This is a genomic window from Streptomyces sp. NPDC045470 (assembly GCF_040646595.1).
Lineage (GTDB): Bacteria > Actinomycetota > Actinomycetes > Streptomycetales > Streptomycetaceae > Streptomyces.
On record NZ_JBEZAN010000030.1, the window covers coordinates 51,649 to 68,404 of the forward strand.

Annotated in this window: 16 protein-coding genes; 3 read left to right on the forward strand and 13 right to left on the reverse strand. The window is 72.8% G+C overall.

Going from position 1 to position 16,756, the window contains the following annotated elements; translation table 11 throughout:
* Positions 1 to 131 precede the first annotated feature (131 nt).
* The 4 genes from AB0A97_RS39160 to AB0A97_RS39175 all read right to left on the reverse strand — a co-directional run bounded on the left by AB0A97_RS39160 (position 132) and on the right by AB0A97_RS39175 (position 3,491).
* Complete coding sequence (locus AB0A97_RS39160; RefSeq protein WP_361160109.1) at positions 132 to 1,466, reverse strand: LCP family protein; 1,335 nt, start codon at positions 1,464 to 1,466, stop codon at positions 132 to 134.
* Between the two features lie 241 nt (positions 1,467 to 1,707).
* On the reverse strand, positions 1,708 to 1,962 hold the full coding sequence (locus AB0A97_RS39165) for a hypothetical protein (protein ID WP_361160075.1): 255 nt from the start codon (positions 1,960 to 1,962) through the stop codon (positions 1,708 to 1,710).
* Between the two features lie 153 nt (positions 1,963 to 2,115).
* Positions 2,116 to 3,081 carry a M56 family metallopeptidase gene (locus tag AB0A97_RS39170; RefSeq protein ID WP_361160078.1) on the reverse strand — a complete coding sequence of 322 codons (966 nt, stop codon included), beginning with the start codon at positions 3,079 to 3,081 and terminating at the stop codon, positions 2,116 to 2,118.
* Positions 3,082 to 3,089: 8 nt separating this feature from the next.
* Positions 3,090 to 3,491, reverse strand: coding sequence for a BlaI/MecI/CopY family transcriptional regulator (locus AB0A97_RS39175; protein ID WP_361160112.1), 402 nt, complete (start codon positions 3,489 to 3,491; stop codon positions 3,090 to 3,092).
* Positions 3,492 to 3,793: 302 nt separating this feature from the next.
* Here AB0A97_RS39175 and AB0A97_RS39180 point away from each other — a divergent pair, with 302 nt between their 5' ends.
* The gene (locus AB0A97_RS39180) at positions 3,794 to 4,369 is read left to right on the forward strand and encodes a TerD family protein (RefSeq protein WP_073765654.1); all 576 of its coding nucleotides are present in this window, start codon (positions 3,794 to 3,796) and stop codon (positions 4,367 to 4,369) included.
* Positions 4,370 to 4,450: 81 nt separating this feature from the next.
* Here AB0A97_RS39180 and AB0A97_RS39185 read toward each other — a convergent pair whose 3' ends face one another.
* On the reverse strand, positions 4,451 to 4,906 hold the full coding sequence (locus AB0A97_RS39185) for a TerB family tellurite resistance protein (RefSeq protein WP_031005144.1): 456 nt from the start codon (positions 4,904 to 4,906) through the stop codon (positions 4,451 to 4,453).
* A gap of 235 nt (positions 4,907 to 5,141) precedes the next feature.
* Entirely contained in the window at positions 5,142 to 6,524 is a 1,383-nt protein-coding gene (locus AB0A97_RS39190; protein WP_361160080.1) for an alkaline phosphatase, read from the reverse strand.
* 379 nt (positions 6,525 to 6,903) lie between these two features.
* Here AB0A97_RS39190 and AB0A97_RS39195 point away from each other — a divergent pair, with 379 nt between their 5' ends.
* The gene (locus tag AB0A97_RS39195) at positions 6,904 to 7,476 is read left to right on the forward strand and encodes a DUF6344 domain-containing protein (RefSeq protein WP_361160082.1); all 573 of its coding nucleotides are present in this window, start codon (positions 6,904 to 6,906) and stop codon (positions 7,474 to 7,476) included.
* Between the two features lie 226 nt (positions 7,477 to 7,702).
* Here AB0A97_RS39195 and AB0A97_RS39200 read toward each other — a convergent pair whose 3' ends face one another.
* From AB0A97_RS39200 to AB0A97_RS39215, 4 genes are all read right to left on the reverse strand, one after another.
* Complete coding sequence (locus tag AB0A97_RS39200; protein ID WP_361160084.1) at positions 7,703 to 9,883, reverse strand: MFS transporter; 2,181 nt, start codon at positions 9,881 to 9,883, stop codon at positions 7,703 to 7,705.
* A gap of 115 nt (positions 9,884 to 9,998) precedes the next feature.
* The gene (locus AB0A97_RS39205) at positions 9,999 to 10,601 is read right to left on the reverse strand and encodes a GNAT family N-acetyltransferase (RefSeq protein WP_361160086.1); all 603 of its coding nucleotides are present in this window, start codon (positions 10,599 to 10,601) and stop codon (positions 9,999 to 10,001) included.
* A 145-nt stretch (positions 10,602 to 10,746) separates the two neighbouring features.
* Positions 10,747 to 12,057 carry a sensor domain-containing protein gene (locus AB0A97_RS39210; protein WP_361160088.1) on the reverse strand — a complete coding sequence of 437 codons (1,311 nt, stop codon included), beginning with the start codon at positions 12,055 to 12,057 and terminating at the stop codon, positions 10,747 to 10,749.
* A 175-nt stretch (positions 12,058 to 12,232) separates the two neighbouring features.
* A complete protein-coding gene (locus tag AB0A97_RS39215) occupies positions 12,233 to 12,952 on the reverse strand; it encodes a response regulator transcription factor (protein ID WP_361160115.1) in 720 nt (239 codons plus the stop codon).
* A 348-nt stretch (positions 12,953 to 13,300) separates the two neighbouring features.
* Here AB0A97_RS39215 and AB0A97_RS39220 point away from each other — a divergent pair, with 348 nt between their 5' ends.
* The gene (locus AB0A97_RS39220; protein WP_361160091.1) at positions 13,301 to 14,275 is read left to right on the forward strand and encodes a serine hydrolase; all 975 of its coding nucleotides are present in this window, start codon (positions 13,301 to 13,303) and stop codon (positions 14,273 to 14,275) included.
* Positions 14,276 to 14,433: 158 nt separating this feature from the next.
* Here the strand turns inward: AB0A97_RS39220 and AB0A97_RS39225 are convergent, their stop codons facing one another.
* The 3 genes from AB0A97_RS39225 to AB0A97_RS39235 form a co-directional block, all read right to left on the reverse strand.
* The gene (locus AB0A97_RS39225) at positions 14,434 to 15,219 is read right to left on the reverse strand and encodes a 4'-phosphopantetheinyl transferase superfamily protein (RefSeq protein ID WP_361160093.1); all 786 of its coding nucleotides are present in this window, start codon (positions 15,217 to 15,219) and stop codon (positions 14,434 to 14,436) included.
* Complete coding sequence (locus AB0A97_RS39230) at positions 15,216 to 16,178, reverse strand: alpha/beta fold hydrolase (RefSeq protein WP_361160095.1); 963 nt, start codon at positions 16,176 to 16,178, stop codon at positions 15,216 to 15,218. Before AB0A97_RS39230 ends, AB0A97_RS39225 begins: the two co-directional genes overlap by 4 nt.
* 3 nt (positions 16,179 to 16,181) lie before the next feature.
* Positions 16,182 to 16,756 (reverse strand): biotin/lipoyl-containing protein (locus tag AB0A97_RS39235; RefSeq protein WP_361160098.1); only part of this gene is annotated, 575 nt, incomplete at its 5' end.

Sequence of the window (16,756 nt, forward strand, 5' to 3'; positions counted from 1 at the left end):
CCCGGTCGGCGCCGCGGGGCGGGGCCCGGGGGGCCCCGTCCCCGCGGCCCGGCGGCCCGGCGCTCCGGCGTCTGCGCGACGCTGACGTACGCCGCAGAGGGGCCGGCCCGTCGTGCCGCCCCCCGGAGCCGTCAGCCCGTCGTGCTGAACCCTTCCCCGACCGTCAGCGTCACCACGCCAGGACCGGCGGCCGTCGCGTCCGCCGACTTCTCCGTCTTGACGCCCGCGAGCCGGGCGGAGAGGACCTTGGCCTGCGCGTCCAGCGACGCGGGGTAGGTGATGGCCGTCTCGCTGGTGCCGGGGGGCGCGTTGTCGGTGGAGACGACCGTGAAGCCCATCTTGCGCAGGGCCGCCGCCACCTCGGCCGCGTAGCCGGTCCTCCCCGTGCCGTTGAGGACCCGTACCTTCACCGAGCGCGCCGTGACGAGCTTCTTGCCTTCGGCGGCCAGCTTGTCCTTGTCGACCTCCTTGTCGTGCGCCAGGTCGCTGAAGAGGCCGCCGGCCTGCGGGTACTGCCACACCACGTTCGCCTTGTCGGTGGGCACGTCCGCCTCGCGCGGATAGTTCGGCACGGTCAGGAACGTGAGCCGGTCGCTGGGGATGTCCTTGACCGTGGAGGCCAGCTCGGACAGCGGTTTGACGCCCGCCAGCTCGTTGTCGGTGGTGATCGACTTGGTGGCCGAGTCGAGGAAGTCGTACAGCGCGCCGGGGCTGGTCAGCTTGGACTGCGCCTTCTCGCCGAGCGCCTTCATGAATTCCTGCTGGCGGCCGATCCGGCCGAGGTCGGAGCCGTCGCCGACGCTGTAGCGGGTACGGACGTAACCGAGCGCCTTCTCGTCCTGGACGTTCTGGCAGCCCGCCTCCATGTCCAGGTGGGCCTTCTTGTCGTGGATCGCGGTCTTCGGGCAGACCTTTATGCCCCCCAGGGCGTTGACCATGCCCTTGAAGCCCTGGAAGTCGACCGAGACGAAGTGGTCGATGCGCAGCCCGGTGTTCTTCTCGACGGTCTTGATGGTGCAGGCCGCCGCGTTGGCGACGTCACCGCTCTCGCCGCCGATGGTGAACGCTTCGTTGATCTTGAAGTGGTGGGGCTTGGACTTCCGGCCGTTGCCGCTGTCGCAGGACGGGATGGACACCCAGGAGTCCCGCGGGAAGGAGACGGCGGTGGCCCACTCCCGGTTGGCGGCGATGTGCAGCACCATCAGGGTGTCCGACTGCATCGTCTCCAGGTTCTTGCCGTACTTGGCGTTGGCGCCCGCACGGCTGTCCGACCCGACGACGAGGATGTTCTTGGAGCCGGGGCTGAGGTTGGCGGGGCGGTCGCCGCCGAGCCGGCTGCCGACGTCCGCGCCGTGGATGTTGCCGTCCAGCTTGAAGTAGACCCAGCCGCCCACCCCGGCCGTGATCAGCAGCAGGACGCCGATGATGCCACCGGTCCAGGCGAGGATGCGCCCGCGCCGGGTCATCCGGGCCTTGCCGGGCCTGCGCCCGCGGCCGGAGCCGGCGGCCCGGCGGGAGCCGCCGGAGCCCGCACGGGCGGCCCGGCGGGAGCCCCCGGCGGGGCCGGTGCGGCCCGCGGAGCCGCTGCGGCCCGAGGAGCCGCTCCGGCCCGCGGGGCCGGAGGTGACGGAAGTGCCGGTCTGGCCGGAGGGTGCGCCCCGCCGGGGCCGGTGCCTGTCTTGCACGCTCTATGGTCCTTCTGGTGCGTCAGATGCCCGCGCTCGGCAGAACGAGAATCCGGTCGGGGTCGTACGGAAACCACTGCGGGCAACTGCCGCCGCTGCCGCGCATCGTACGCAACCTGCACCACAGTTCGCCTGCCCCGTCCCGCCACCAGGCGGTGATGCGGCCCAATTCCCACCCGCCGTCGGGGTGTTGCAGCTCCACCGGCTGGTAGACCCACTGCACCTCCGCCTCCGGAGGGGGACCGCCTCCCGGCGAGGGCCCGGACCTCGTCGTCATCTCCCCCTGCCACCACGTCGGTTGCGCATGTTCCGGCGCACTCTACAGTCCGGCTCTACAGGACTGTAGAAGAGAGTGGGTGTGGGGCGAATCACACAGGGGTGGGGCGGAAAGGGGGGTGGGACGGGTCGGCGGAGGCCGGTGGACGGGGCGTCAGAGCGGGGTGGCCGCCTTGAGGACGAGGAAGAGGGCGACCGCCGCGTTCAGTGCGGAGAGCGCCGAAGCGGCGGTGCCGGCGGCCGCGACCAGGGCGGCGAGGCCCGCCGGGGTGAGAGCCGGCGGCCAACTGCGGGCCGGGGGCACCGGGCCCAGGAGGGCCGCCACCCGGCGCGGTACGGGGCCCGGTTCCGGGGTGGCGAAGCCCGCCAGCGCGGGCCCTGGCGTGGGCCGGGAGACGAGCGCGGCCTTGCCGACGGCCCGCGCGGTCAGCCGCCGGTCGCCCACGGCCCGCGCCGCTTCCTCGTCGGCCCAGCGCTCGGCGCTGAAGGCGACCGCCGTACGCAGCGGCCGCAGCAGCGGATTCGCACAGCCCGCCAGCCGTACGGCGAGCTGGAAGCGGTGGTGGCGCTCCGTCAGGTGGGCTCGCTCGTGGGCGAGGAGGGCGCGGCGCTCGTCGCTGTCCAGGCTGCGCAGCATGCCGCGGGAGACCGCGATCCGGCCGGCCCGCGCGGGTCTGCCCGGGCGCGCGGGCAGGCCGGGGACGGCGTAGGCGTACGGGGAGTCGTCGGGCAGGACCGCCAGTTCCGTGGCGGACGGCAGGCCGTCCAGCGCGCGGTGCGTACGGGAGCGGACGCGGTAGTGGCGGCGCAGTTCGGTACCGCCGGCCGTCAGGACGGCGGCGAGCGCGGCGATCGCCGCCGTACCGGCCACCTCGGCGAACGGCACCGCCGCGCGCACCTCCGGGTCGGACCATCCGTCGGGCAGCGGGTTGCCGGGGAGCTGGGCGGTGCCCACCACCATCAGCAGCCCCAGGCACAACGTGCTGCACACGCCGAGGACCACGGACAGGGCGGTCAGCAGGCGGGTGGTGCTGCGCGGGTGCAGATGCTGCCCGGCGAGGCGGGCGATCGGCAGCGCGGTCAGCGGCAGGACGAGCGGGAGGAAGACGAAGACGCCCATGGGTCAGTTCAGTCTCCGTGCGGGGGACGGTCCGGGCCGGGTCCGGGTCCGGGCCCGGTGGCGTCGTGGCCGGGGTCCTCGCCGGTGGCGCGCTCCAGCAGGGTGCGCAGCAACTGTTCGTCCTGGGCGGAGAGCGCCGAGACGAAGCTGGCCAGGACGGCGTCCCGGTCGGACTCGCTGTCCAGGACGCGGCGCATCCGCAGCGCGGCGAGCCCGGCCTCGTCGGCGGCCGGGGTCCACACGTAGGAGCGGCCGGCGCGTTCACGGGTGACGGCCTTCTTGGCGTGCAGACGGGAGAGGATCGTCATCACCGTCGTGTACGCGAGGTCGCCGCCGAGGTGGTCCTGCACCCAGGCGGCGGTGGCCGCGCCGGGCGCCTGGTGCAGCGCGGCGAGCACCTGCGCCTCCAGCTCGCCCTGGCCCCGGCGGCGCGCGCGGTCGCGGCCGTCCGGGTGGGCGTCGCATCCGTCCGTACGGCCGCCGGGTCCGCCCGTATGGCCGCCGAACCTGCCTGTACGGCCGTCGGAGGGGTCCCCGTTCATCGCCGTCGCCTCCCGTTCGTACCGCATGCCCCGCGCGGCGGGGGCGTCGCCGCATCCTACTGAGCAGCGCGGGAACGCGTCCCGCTCCCCGTTCGTCATCTTCTACAGCACTGTAGATTTTGTGGCCCGCCGCACAGGGGAGGCCACACCCCGACCCGGGAGGAACATCCATGGGAGTCTCGCTGGCCAAGGGCGGCAACGTCTCGCTGTCGAAGGAGGCGCCCGGCCTGACCGCCGTGACGGTGGGCCTCGGCTGGGACGTCCGTACGACCACCGGTGCCGACTACGACCTCGACGCGAGCGCCCTGCTGTGCAACGAGTCGGGCAAGGTCGTCTCGGACCGGCACTTCGTCTTCTACAACAACCTCACCAGCCCGGACGGCTCGGTCCAGCACACCGGCGACAACCTGACCGGTGAGGGCGAGGGCGACGACGAGTCCGTCAACGTGAACCTGGCGGGCGTGCCCGCCGAGGTCTCCAAGATCGTCTTCCCGGTGTCCATCCACGACGCGCAGTCCCGCGGCCAGAGCTTCGGCCAGGTCCGCAACGCGTTCATCCGCGTCGTCAACCAGGCGGACGGCGCCGAGCTGGCCCGCTACGACCTGACCGAGGACGCCTCCACCGAGACCGCCATGGTCTTCGGCGAGCTGTACCGGCACGGCACGGAGTGGAAGTTCCGCGCCGTCGGCCAGGGCTACGCGTCCGGACTGGCCGGCATCGCGGCGGACTTCGGCGTCAACGTCTGACCCGGGCCCGGACGGGAGCGGTACGACGGCGGGCCCGCGGCGCATGTGCCGCGGGCCCGCCCGTCGTACGACGCGGTCCGGTCAGAGGTCGAACTCGGCCGGCGGGATGTCCAGCGCGTAGCAGACCTCGCGCACGACGGCCTGCTCGGTCTTGTCGAAGTCGCCGTCGGCGCCGCCGATGACGATGCCGATCTGGATGACGGCGCGCGCCTCGACCGGCTTCTTCTTCACCTTGCCGATCTCCTGCATGAGGCCGACCTTGCCGAAGTCGAAGTCGGCGGTCAGCTTGTCCAGGTAGGTGTCGAAGCGGCGGCGCAGATCGTCGGCGGCGAAGTTCTGCAGCACCTCGTTGGTGGCGATGAGCTGGGCCACCCGCTGCCGTTCGGAGGGGTCGACGTGTCCGTCGGCGGCGGCGACGAGCGCGCACATCGCCATGCTCGCGTCCCGGAAGGCGCCGCTCTTCAGTTCGTTCTTCTTCGCGACGAGCTGGGTCTGCATCGTCTGGGCGGAATCCTTGATCCGGTCCCACAGAGCCATGTGGATCTCCTTGTCGTTCCCGCGTGGTGCCGCGCATCACTGCTGGTCGAGTAATGCGCAAGCAAAATCTACAGCCTTGTAGATTCTGGCGCGCCAGGGTGGGGGTGCGGACCGGTACGGCCCTGAACGTGCGGAGGGCCGGGGCATCGGCCCCGGCCCTGCGCATTCCCCCGCTCCCCCGTTCCCCGTGCAGCCCCCCGGGAGATTCAGGTGGCCTCGGCCCGCTGTCTGCCCGTCAGCGCAGCCGCAGCGCGGTGCGAAGGGTGCTGAAGAGCTGCGTCTGGTCGGTGACACCGAGGACGCGGTACGCCTGCGGGCCCTGCGCGGCGATCCGGACCTGCGTACCGGTGTGCTCCTGCGACTTGCCCGGCGTGTTCGTCGAGTAGTTGACCTTCAGCTTGCCGCCCTCGTCGGTGACGAGCGTCGAGGAGAGGCCGGGCGGGTTGGCGTCCAGCGGCACGATCTGGCTGGAGTGGCCGTGGTCGGCGGTGGTGACGACGAGGGTGTCGGGGTGCTTGGCGGCGTAGTCCCGCGCCACCTTCACCGCGCGGTCGAACGCCGCGGTCTCGCCGATCTGCCCGCAGGGGTCGGCCGCGTGGTCCTGCTTGTCGATCGAGGCACCCTCGACCTGGAGGAAGAAGCCCTTGTCCCGGCCGTGGCCGCGCTGCGCCCGCTGCTTCTTCTCCAGCAACTGGATCGCCTTGGCCGCCTGCTCGTCCAGGGCGGGCGTGCCCTTGGACCGCTGCGGGTTGCCGGTGGTGCAGCGCTGCGGGTCGGTGCCGCCGACGGCGGCGGGCTTGCCGGTCCACTCCACGGGCACGTTGCCCGGCGCGAAGAGGCCGAGCACCGGCTTGCCGTGCGCGACGCTCTCGACCCGCTTGAGCGCGTCGCGGTCGGTGACGACCTGGTAGCCCAGCTTGCGGGCCTGCTCGGCCACCGTCAGACCCTTGTACGGGCCTTCGGTGATCTTCTGGTCGAAGCGCTGCTTGCCGCCGCCGAGGAGCACGTCCACCTTGTGGTTGACGCTCTGCTCGGCGATCGAGCCGGGGCCGCCCTTGCTGATCCTGTCGGTGGGGCACTTGGCCATGTCGGCCGGGCCCTGGCAGCTACGGTCGGTGGCGTGCGAGGCGAGCACGGCCGGGGTGGCGTCGGTCAGCTCGGCGGTGGTGACGGAGCCGGTGGCGTAACCGTTCTTCTGCGCCAGCTCCAGGATCGTCGGCAGCGCCTTGTCGGTGTCCGGCGTCTTGGAGATCCGGCCGTTGACCGTCTTGTGGCCGGTGGCCCAGCCGCTGCCGCTGGCCGCGGAGTCGGTGACGTAGTCCGGCTTCTTCCGCTTGTCGACGGCGTACGTGGTGTACGTGCCGGTCATCGGGAACTTGTCCATGTTCAGCCGCCCCGCGGCCCCCACGGTGTAGTCCCGGGCGAGGGTGATCTCGCTGTCGCCCATCCCGTCGCCGATCAGCAGGATGACGTTCTTCGCCGCTCCGCCCCGGACCGCCCGCTCCGCCTGGTCCGCTGACCCGAACGCGACGGCTCCCGCGGGTACGGCCGCGGCGGTGGCGAGCACCACGGCGGCACCGGTGATGACGCTGCGGCGGGACAGGCGCAGTCTTCGCATGAGCTCTCCTCTTCGTACGCCGGCCGGATGCCGACGCTGCGAAGCCCACCAGCCCACGGTGAATGCCGGGTGACCACCACACGGCGCCTCGGCCGCTGCCACCCCAACGGAGGGCGCGGAGAGGGAAGCGGGCGCGGCGCGGTGGGCACGGGGCGATGGGGCGGCGCGAGCCGGGTTCGGCCGACCGGGTGGTGTTCATCCGAAGAACGGCGAATCGCGGCGGCCGGTGCTCGTGTTCCGGCGGCGTCTACACATCATGAGGAAAGTACGCAAATCGGTCATCGGGACAAGCGTCTCAGCGGCGCTGTGCCACCGCCGCACCGCGGCGCAGCCCGACGGCCCGGAACCACCGCAGGACCGAGCAGAGAAGAGAGGGATCATGGCCGCCACCAAGGTCACGAAACTCTGGACCGCCTTCCTCGTCGTCATCGTCAAGTTCCTCGCCGCACTGGGGTTCCGCACCCCCGCCGCGGCCTCCTCCGTGGCCTTCGCCACGATCCCCGCCCCCGCCGAGGGGGAGACGCGCGGCACGGCCGCCGCGCCCGCCGCCGACGGGGCCGGGCGCGCGCCCGGGGCGAGGGAGGCGACCGCGCCGCCCGGCAGCAGGACGCACGCGGCGTCGCGCCCGGCACCGGACGCGGCCCGAAGCCCGCACGCCGAGCCCGACTTCGGGTACCCGGGCACCGCGCCACTGTTCGCCACGCCCCGGACGATGTACGGGCGGACCCTGCCGCCGACGATGAAGCAGCGCATCCGTGCCGAGGCGCACGGCGCGGCACCCAGCTCCCGTTGCGTGCAGGCCGACGCCTTCGACGCCCCGTACGCGGCGTCGCACCCGGCCCCCTACAGCGCTCCCGTGGGCGCGCCGCCGGCCCGTGCCGCCGCGGTGCCGTCGCCCCGCGGCGCGGTGCCCGCCGCCCGTCGGCCCGAGCGCGTCCTCTGCCCGGCCTGAGCCGTACGGAGTACGCGCGGGCCGAGCCGGGCGTTCCGAGCCGGGCGTTCCGGGCCGTGCCGAGCGCGGGCCCGATCCGTACCGGGCGCGGGCCTGAGCCGCAACCGCGTGAGCCCGTGAGTCCTGGCGCCAGTGAGTCCTGGAGCCGCTGGGCCCCGGAGCCGTACGGCGCAGGTGACAACGGACGCACCGGATACCGGCAGCAGCCCCTCCGGCCCCGACCGGCTTACGGAAGCGGCCTCCTGGCAGCCTCGTGGGTGAGGTCGAGATCGAGGCGGCGTTCCCGGTCACCGGCGGCGAGCGTGACCCGCTGGGCGTGCGGCGGGCAGCCGGCGGCCGTCAGCGTGTAGGCGCCGCCAGCGAGACCGGTGAAGGCGAAGGTGCCGTCCGGACCGGTCACGGAGTGGACGGCGGGTGAACCGCCCTGATCCTGAAGAGTGACGGCGGCGTCCGGCAGCGGACGTCCGTGCGGGTCCCGTACGGTGCCGCGGACCGCGGCCGCCGGGTAGAGCCGGGCATCCTGACGTGCGGGTGTGCCGGGAGACATGAGCGAGCGTGCGAGCGGGCGGTGACCCGCGGCGCTCAGTACCAGGGTGACGTTCCCGGGCGGGAGCCCGGTCAGTTCCCAACCGCCCTGCGCATCGGCCGTCGTGGTGGCCACGACCGCGCCGTGCGCGTCGGTGAGGACGACGCGTCCGCCGTCGAGCGGGGTGCCGTCGGCGCCTCCGAGCAGGGTGCCGTGGATGCGGTGGGAGCCGGACCTGGGCGGGGTGACGAGGGTCGACGCGGGCGTGGTGGCGCCCGCGGGATCCGTCCGTCGCCCGCCGTCCGAGACGCCGCCCTCCCCGTAGCCCTTCCCGCCGCCCGGCGCGACCAGTTCGAAGTCCCCGCTCTCCTCCCCGCCGCGCGCCAGCAACTGCGGGCGGGACGCCGTGCGCTGGGACGGCAGGAACGCCGCCAGGACGAGCCCGACGGCGACCGCGCCGGTGGCGATGGCGAACGAGGTGCGGAACCCCACCAGGGTCGGCACCGAACCCGTCCCCGCCGGGGCGGACATGCGGGCCAGCACCATGCCGATGACGGCGCTCGACACGGACGTGCCGATCGAGCGCATCAGGGTGTTGAGGCCGTTGGCGGCGCTGGTCTCCGACGGGTCGACGGCACCCACGATCAGGGCGGGCAGTGAGGAGTACGCCAGGCCGATGCCCGCGCCGACGACCACCGAGATGATCACGGTCTGCCAGGCGGCGCTCATCAGGCCGAGCCCGGCGCCGTACCCGACGGCGATGACCAGCATGCCGAGCATGAGGGTGGCCTTGGGGCCGCGCCGGGCGGAGATCCGCGCGTACACGGGGGCGGTGAGCATCATCGTCAGGCCGAGCGGGGCCACGCACAGGCCCGCCACCACCATCGACTGGCCCAGGCCGTACCCGGTGGACGCCGGGAGCTGGAGGAGCTGCGGCAGGACGAGGGAGATCGCGTAGAAGGCGACACCGACCATGATGGACGTGAGGTTGGTGAGCAGGACCTCGCGGCGGGCGGTGGTGCGCAGGTCCACCAGCGGGGCGGCGACGCGGAGTTCGTAGAGGCCCCACAGGAGCAGGAGGGCGACCGCGCCGCCGAAGAGCCCGAGGGTGGTGGGCGAACCCCAGCCCCAGTCACTGCCCTTGGTGATCGGCAGCAGCAGGCAGACGAGGCCACCGGTCAGCCCGATGGCGCCGAGCACGTCGAACCGGCCGGTGGCCCGTACGGAGGTCTCGGGTACGAAGGCCACGCTGAGCAGCATGGCCAGCACGCCCAGTCCCGCGGCGCCGAAGAACAGCGCGTGCCAGTCGGTCTGCTGGGCGACCAGGGACGCGGCGGGCAGCGCGAGGCCGCCGCCGACGCCGATGGACGAACTCATCAGCGCCATGGCCGAGCCGAGGCGTTCCCGGGGCAGCGCGTCGCGCATGATGCCGATGCCGAGCGGGATGGCGCCCATGGCGAAGCCCTGGAGCGACCTGCCCACCAGCATCGTGGCCATGTCAACCGTAAAGCCGCAGATCAGCGAGCCGAGGACCATGAACGCCAAGCTCGTCAGCAGCATCCGCCGCTTGCCGTACAGGTCACCGAGCCGGCCCATGACGGGGGTGGCGACGGCGCCGGTGAGCAGCGTCGCCGTCATCACCCAGGTGGCGTTGCCCGGGGCGGTGGCCAGGAGGGCCGGCAGGTCCTTGATGACCGGTACGAGCATCGTCTGCATGACGGCGACGACGATGCCGGCGAAGGCGAGTACGGGGACGACGGCGCCGCTTCCGGTCCGCCGGGCCCCGTCGGGTGCGTCAAGGGCTGCTTCGGTGGGGTCGGGCAGGGGATGCGCGGCGGTGGGCGCCGGTTCCCCGGCGCGCTGTTCCGTCGTCTGCGGCATGCGTGCGGCCTCCGGTGGGTGCAAGTGGATGCCCCCTGAACGTTTTTGCCGCGACGGGCATTCCAACGCCCGCTGAAAAGCCGCCGCACAGCCGCGAGCGAGGGCGAACTCCCGGTCAGGCCACCGTCTTACGCGTCATCGCCCAGGCGCGAGGGCCGCCGTCGGGGAGCGAGCACTCGGCGGTGACCTCGAATCCGAGGTGTTCGTAGAAGCGCACGTTGCGTTCGTCGGAGGTCTCCAGGAAGGCGGGCACTCCCGCCGCCTCGGCGGCTTCGAGTCCCGGGCGGATCACCGCGCTGCCCAGACCACGGCCCTGGCACCCGGGGTGGACGCCCACCGAGCCGAGGAACCACACGGGTTCGCCGGGCCGGTGTCCGCTCATGGCGGCCTCGGCCCGCGCGGACGCTTCGGCACGGTCCCCGGCGATCTCCGCGAAGCGTGGGCCCAGCTCGGCGAAGACATCGCCCGCCGCCGAGGTCTCCGGGGTGGTCCACACGGCCACCGCGTCGCCGTCGTCGGCCACCCACACCCGGCCGTGGTCCAGCCCGATCCGGGTGACGAACAGTTCGTTGAAGCGGTGCAGGCGGGCGGCGTGGTGGTCGGCCGCGATGGTGTGCCGGGTGAAGGGGTAGTCGGCGAACGCGCGGTCCAGCGTGCGCAGGACGCGGGGTACATCGGCGCGGGTGCCGGGCCGGACTGCGGGGCGGTGCGTGGTCACAAGGGTCTCCTGTTCGGTCACGTCTCAGGTAAGGACAAGGAGCTGTGGCGTCGCAAGTGCCCGGAATCCGACGGCCGGTTACGTGCGCCGAGGCGCGTGACGTACGGCTGTTCCCTCCGCCTCGGCACACCGGCGGGGCACAGGCTCAGGACATGACCGTCAACGCGCAGGGCACCTGGAAGCTGACGATCGTCGGGCCGCCCGCCGGACTGCTGATGCCGAGGGTGCCGTCGAAGGCGGCCAGCCGCCGCTGGATGCCCTGGAGGCCGCTGCCGTGCTCCGGACCCGCGCCGCCGTTGCCGTCGTCGGTGACGCCTACGGCGAGCGCGCCGGAGCGGTACTGGATGTCGATCAGCACCCGCTGCGCGCCGGAGTGCTTGGTGGCGTTGGTCAGCAGCTCGCAGACGGCGAAGTAGGCGGCGGACTCCACAGCAGGCTCCGGACGGGACGGCAGGTCCGCGGTCACCCGGACCTGGAGGCGGCTCTCCAGGGCGAGTGAGCGGACGGCGTCCACCAGGCCGCGGTCGGCCAGTACCGGAGGGTGGATGCCGCGGACGAGGTCGCGCAGTTCCTCCAGCGCGCGTATGGAGGCGTCGCGGGTCTCGGCCAGCAGCGTACGGACGGCCTCGGGGTTCTCGTCCAGGAGCGATTCGGCGGCGCTCAGCTTCATGCCCATGGCCAGCAGCCGGGCCTGCGCCCCGTCGTGCAGGTCGCGCTCGATGCGGCGGATCTCGGCCGCGGACGAGTCGACGGCATCGGTGCGGGTGCGGGCCAGATGCTCCACCCGCAGGCCCATCTCGGCCTTGGCGGTCGGCGCCAGCAGGGAGCGCGTGATGCGGGCGTGCAGGCGCAGCACGTACGGGGCGATCAGCAGGCCGACGGGGATCTCGGCCAGGCCGAGGCCGGCGGCGATCCAGGCGCTCTCCTGGCCGCGTACGGGCACGAACAGGTACCAGGTGCCGTCCCAGGCCCCGGTCACCGGCTCCCAGACGAACGGCAGCGCCATCCCGAACAGGCCGTGCGCGAGCATTCCGAACGGGACGATCGCGAGGAGGCCCGTCACGGTGACGGCACACTGCGCCCACAGCACGTCGCGCCAGGTGGCGCTGTCGGTGAAGACCGCTTCGCAGCGGCGCCGAGCACCCTTCCAGCCGCTCTCCGCACGGGGCGCGGGCCGGTACGGCTCGGCGATCGGCACCCCCGTCTTCCCGGTCAGGCGCCGCTGCGCGCCCGCGGCCCGGCGCAGGGCCGCGACCAGGCCCGGCACGAGGAACAGGCCGAACCCGAGCAGCACCAGGGACATCCCGGCGAGGGCGACCCAGGCGAGGACGACGGCGAGCACACCGAGGAAGAACATGCTCAGGCCGCGCCCCATGGCCGACCAGCCGGCGGTGAACCAGTTGCGTCCCTGGCGCACATCCTGAACGTCGCTGCCCGGACCTGGACCTTCGGCCATCTCACTCGTCTCCGTGTCGGTGCGCGTGCCCGGCCCGGGGCCCGGGGTCGGGCGCCCGGTGCGGGGCGTGCGCGGCGTCGTACGCATACGGATTCGCATCCGCACCCGCATCCCTTACTCGTCCCTCACGCGTCCATCGTCCGACGCGCGGCGCAGGTAGTCAGTGGTGCTGGCCCTACTTCCGCGCGGTGACCGCGGCGGCGGCCACCGCCGGCCGGGCCGGGGCGTGGTGGTCGTCATGGTCGTGATGCACGTAGGTCAGATACGCCAGGACCGCCTGCACCCGGCGGTTGTCGTCCTTGGACGGCAGCAGCTGAAGCTTGGTGAAGATGCTGTTGATGTGTTTGTCGATGGCCTTGCCCGTGACGAACAGCGCATCGGCGATGGCGGCGTTCGACCTGCCTTCGGCCATCAGACCCAGTACCTCCAGCTCGCGCCGGGTGAGGAGGTCCAGCGGCTCGCGGCGCGGCCCGTTGCGCAGCAGCCGCTCGACGACCGCGGGGTCCATGGCCGTACCGCCGCCCGCGACGCGGCGCACCGCGTCGAGGAACTGGCGGCTGTCGAGCACCCGGTCCTTGAGGAGGTAGCCGACCGCTCCCGCGCCGTCCGCGAGCAGTTCACGGGCGTACAACTGCTCCACGTACTGCGAGAGGACCAGGACGGGCAGGCCGGGGACGCGGCGGCGGGCCTCCAGTGCGACCTGGATGCCCTCGTCCGAGAAGGCCGGCGGTAGCCGTACGTCCACGACGGCCACGTCGGGCCGCTCGTCGAGCAGGGCGCGCAACAGCTCCGGGGCGCTGCCGACGGAGGCGACGACCGTGCAGCCGTGGGCGGTCAGCAGGTGTTCCATGCCCTCCCGCAGGAGGAACAGGTCTTCCCCGAGGACGACGCGCATCATGGACCTCCCCCCTCGCGACGCCCCCTTCGCGGACACCGCCCCCGACCTACGCAGCGCCCCCCACGACGCCACTCCTACGCCTTGCCTACGCCTTCCTACGCCTCCCCGGATTCGGACCCAACCCCAATCCTCCGACACCTCAGGGGCAATCCGGCACAGACCGGCGGTATCCGGCAAACCGCCGTCTTACTTCCGCAAGTCGCGCGCCCGGCGCGGTGGCAGGGACCGGCCCGGCGATGACGTAACCCCGGTCATGGAGTTGGATGTAGAGGGCATCCTCTGCAGGCTCGTCCCGCACGGGAACACAGTTCGACCAGCAGCACGACAGTTATGGAGCGTTCCAACTTGACTGCCCGAGTCCTGACTTCGCGAGTGGCGGCCGTCGCAGGCGGCGCCCTGCTCGCCCTCTCCCCCCTGACCGCGCAGGCCGCTCAGGTCACACCCCCCACGCAGAACGCACCCGCCGCCCACACCTTCCAGACCCCGCGGCCCACTCAGACCGCACCCGTCATCGCGGCCAAGGGTGCGAGCCTGGTCGACGGCGCGTCCGGCAGGTCCCTCTTCGGCAAGGAGGCGGACACGGTCCGCCCCATCGCCAGTACGGCGAAGATCATGGCCGCCTCCGTGGTGCTCGACACCAAGGGCGTCGACCTGGAGCGGCGGGTCCCCGTCAAGCAGGAGTACCGGGACTTCGTCACCCAGCACGGCTCCAGCACCGCGGACCTCCAGACCGGCGACAAGCTCACCGTCCGCCAGTTGCTCTACGCCGCCCTGCTGCCCTCCGGCGCGGACGCCGCCTACGCCCTCGCCGACACCTTCGGCACCGGCAGCACCAACGACGAGCGCACCGCCTCCTTCATCGCCCAGATGAACCAGAAGGCCGGCGAACTCGGACTCGACCACACCAAGTTCACCTCCTTCGACGGGGCGGGCACCGACGCCAGCACCCCCAGGGAGCTGGTCGAGCTCGCCCGCCACGCCATGCGGAACGAGACCTTCCGCACGGTCGTCAAGACCAAGCAGTACAAGGGTGAGGCACCCGCGGCCAACGGCCGCACCCGCTACTACACCTGGAACAACACCAACCAGCTGCTCGGCTCCTACGACGGCGTCATCGGCATCAAGACCGGCACCACCACCCCGGCCGGCGACTGCCTGGTCTTCGCCGCCACCCGCGGCGACAAGACCCTCTACGGCACCGTCCTCAACAGCAAGGACCGCTACGCCGACGCCGCCAAGCTGCTCGACCACGGCTTCGGCACCCCCAAGTCCAAGACGATGAAGCTGCGCGCCCTCCCGGCGAACACCCAGCGCGACTGACCGGCCTACCGGTTCCGGTACGAGGGGGCGCGGCTGCTGACTCGGCCGCGCCCTTACTCGTTGCAACAAGCTGCTGGTGGCCTGTGGTTTGTTCCAGTTCTTGCCGCCCTTACCGCTGTGAGCGGTTGGGCCCGTGCCGGCGGCGCAGTGCCCGCGCGTCACAAGGGCTTCGTGGCCGTCGAGGCCGGAGTGGTGGGGTGTGGGACGGTGACTGCGGTGAGGATGAGGTTGTGGTGTGCCAGCCAGCTGCCGGTGAAGAGACGGGGTGGGGCCGGGGCGTCGGGTACCGGGTCCGTCGTGGGCAGGGGGCGGGCGTGGAAGGTGCCTGTGTGGGGTGGGATGCCGGTGGACGAGGCGGTCCTTGCGGAAGGGCAGTGGAGGCGGACCTGGAGGTGCTGGGGCCGTAGCGGGCGGTGGGTCAGGGGGAACCACGCCTTGTAGACCGACTCCTTCGCGCTGAAGAGGAGACGGTCGTGGTGCACACCGGGGTGGTGGGGGCAGGGGCGGAGGCTGTCGCGTTCCTCGGGCAGGGCGAAGGCGCGCAGGACAGCGGGGGACAGGGGCTCGTTGGGCTCGGCGTCGATGCCCAGGGACAGGAGGTCGGCGCTGTGCGCCAGGGCGGCTGCGCAGTAGCCCTGGCGGTGGGTCATGCTGCCCACGATGCCTGCGGGCCACTGGGGGGCTCCGTGCGGCCCGGGCAGTACCGGGGCCGGTGGGGCGCCGAGCGCGTGCAGGGCACGGCGGGCGCAGGCCCGGACCAGGGCGAATTCGCGGCGGCGTTTGGCGACGGCGTGCTGGAGGTGCGCGAGTTCCTCGGGGTGCAGGACGGCGCTGGGGTCTTCCTGCTCGGCACCGAGGGCAGAGCCCGGGAGGCCAGAGGCGTGGCCGGGGGCGGCGAGGACTTCGGCGGCGCGGACCGTGGGAGGAAGCAGGGACGCGATCACGGGTACGGGACGGGCTGCGGGGCGTTCGGTACGCCGTGTGCGGTGCGCGGGGAGTGCTGTGCCAGGTGCGTGGCGAAACCGTCGAGGGCCCGCAGGTGGTACGTGCGGGCGGCCCACCCGAGGCTGAGGTTGTGGCCGGCGTCGGGCTGACGCTCCACCTGGACGGGCGCGCCGGCCAGTGCGCCGCGTATCTCGTCCACCGCCCGTGCGTCGTGGCACCACCAGCGTTCGTGCTCGGCGAAGGTGAGACGGACCGGGACGCGGATGCGCGGGGCGAGCCGCAGGAAGGCTTCGGGCCAGCTCAGGGCGTCCGCCGTCTCCCGTGCGGGCATCGGCGTCACCAGGTCGCGGCTGGTGGTGTGGGTGCGGGCGGGATAGAGGCGGAGCGGACCCCAGTGGAACTGCCAGGCCGCGCGGCCGTCGCGGCCACGGAGGGCCTTCTCGGCGCCGGGGGCGTAGCGGTGGCCGCAACCCGAGACGTCCACGCCGAGGAGGCCGTCGGCGGGGTGTTCCGCGGCGTGGGTGAGGGCCAGTTTGCCGCCGAAGGAGTGCGCGAGCAGGAACACGCCGGCCCCGGTCGTGTACCGGCGGCGGATGGCGTCGAGCGCGCTGCGGAGGACGGCGGACTGTTCGGGCAGGGACAGCCCGTCGGGGAAGGCGGCGGCGGACAGGCCGTAGCCGGGGCGGTCCAGCGCCAGGACGGAGAAGCCGAGCTCGGCGCCCAGGGTGAGCAGGGAGAGGCCGGGGTGGGCGGGGCCGTGGAAGTACCCGGCGCGCATTCCGGCGCCGTGCAGCGCCACGACCATGGCGCGGGGCGGCCCGGAGACGGGAGCGCAGTGCAGTCCGGAGAGCCGGACGCCGTCGGCCTGCACGACGACCTGGCGTACGGGGGCGAAGGGCGGGGCGCCTAGGGGCGGGACCGGAGGGAAGCCCGACGGCGGGCAGACGAGGTCGGTCACGGTCTACTCCTTGACGTCGCAGATCGGGGACCCGGCGGTGACGGACGCGCCGGCTCCGGCGGTCAGGCCCACGATCGTGCCGGCCTTGTGGGCGGTGATGGGCTGTTCCATCTTCATCGCTTCGAGGACGACGACGAGGTCGCCTTCGGCGACCTGCTGGCCTTCCTCGACGGCGACCTTGACGATGGTGCCCTGCATGGGGGAGGCGAGGGTGTCGCCGGAGGCGGCGGAGCCGGACTTCTTGGCGGCCGTGCGCTTGGGCTTGGCGCCGCCGGCGACCGCGGCGCGGGCCAGGGGCATGCTCAGGGAGGACGGCAGCGAGACTTCCAGGCGCTTGCCGCCGACCTCGACGACGACCGTCTCGCGGGTGTCGGGCTCGGTCTCGTCGGTGCCGGGTGCGGCGAACGGCTTGATGTCGTTGACGAACTCGGTCTCGATCCAGCGGGTGTGGACCTGGAACGGTGCGGTGGAGCCGGTCAGCTCGGGTGCGAACGCGGGGTCTTTGACGACCGTGCGGTGGAAGGGGAGGGCGGTGGCCATGCCCTCGACGGTGAATTCTTCCAGTGCGCGGGCGACGC